This window comes from Snuella lapsa (assembly GCF_039539345.1).
GTDB classification, from domain to species: domain Bacteria; phylum Bacteroidota; class Bacteroidia; order Flavobacteriales; family Flavobacteriaceae; genus Snuella; species Snuella lapsa.
On the sequence record NZ_BAABCY010000101.1, the window covers coordinates 1 to 1,008 of the forward strand.

Consider the following 1,008-nt stretch of genomic DNA (forward strand, 5'->3'; position numbering starts at 1 on the left):
TTGTTTTTTGCCTTGCATATACTAAAATACGAAATTTCTTTCTTATATTCGAGTTGTGCAACAGGCACAAAGTATATAAAAAATAAAGGCGAAGTTGTCAGCCTAAAATTCGGCAACAAAAAAACCGCAACGTAAAAACCGAAAAGTCAAAGACCTAAAACCCCTTTACTTTTCATATTCGAACCGTTAGCGGTTATTAAAAAGAAGCCAAATATAGTACAAATGATTAAAGGATTTAAATGAAAATACAAAACATGAAGGTTATAGGACTGTTCTTAATACTATTAACTACCTTAGCATGTAGTCAAAACTCAAGACAAAGTAGTAGTATAGAAATTAAGGCAATACAGAATGGACAATTAAACATCAAAGTCGAAATTGAAAAATGGAAACAAGAATTAATGCAAGCCAAGCAGATTGGAAGCCCTTGTTATTTTAGAAAAACTCTTGATTCTTTAGATTATATTAATTGGTATAAAGAGAATCCAAATCAAGAAGACGGATTACCTTTTGATGATTCTGAATATAAATTAGTACGTCAAGATTTTGATAGTGATAAAAAAGATGACCTCCTGATTTACTTTCTGGCAGAAAATTGTACAGGACATAACGGAGGTACTAAAACTTTTACTAAAATTATTTATTCTAACGGTAAAGTTAAGTCCGATTTGATGGATGATATAATTCGTGCTATCGTAAGAGAATATGATAATAAAAGAATATCAAATAATCTTAAAGAAATAACTGATAGCTACCTAAAAACAACAACGACTATTTCTTATGGATATGGAAATTATGTGTTTGGAGACTTTAGGTTATATGCAAAAGATGATGCACATTGCTGTCCATCCTTTGAAGGACGATACAGTTATAACCTTAAAGAGAACAGAATAAATATCAGGTTATTTCAGGAAATATTACTTAAATAAAACAACCGCTAATAACTAAGTGTTCGTGTGGTCGGTACGGCCAAACATGAACACCGTGTTGACTGAACCGGTTTTGGTC

General features: G+C 31.4%; 1 protein-coding gene. It reads left to right on the forward strand.

Annotated elements, in window-relative coordinates:
* Nucleotides 1–239 precede the first annotated feature (239 nt).
* A complete protein-coding gene (locus ABD792_RS18095; protein ID WP_345007802.1) occupies nt 240–929 on the forward strand; it encodes a hypothetical protein in 690 nt (229 codons plus the stop codon).
* Nucleotides 930–1,008: the final 79 nt, after the last annotated feature.

Coding starts and splice junctions, on each gene's coding strand:
- ABD792_RS18095 (WP_345007802.1), top strand. CDS start 240: ATGAAAATACAAAACATGAAGGTTATAGGACTGTTCTTAATACTATTA.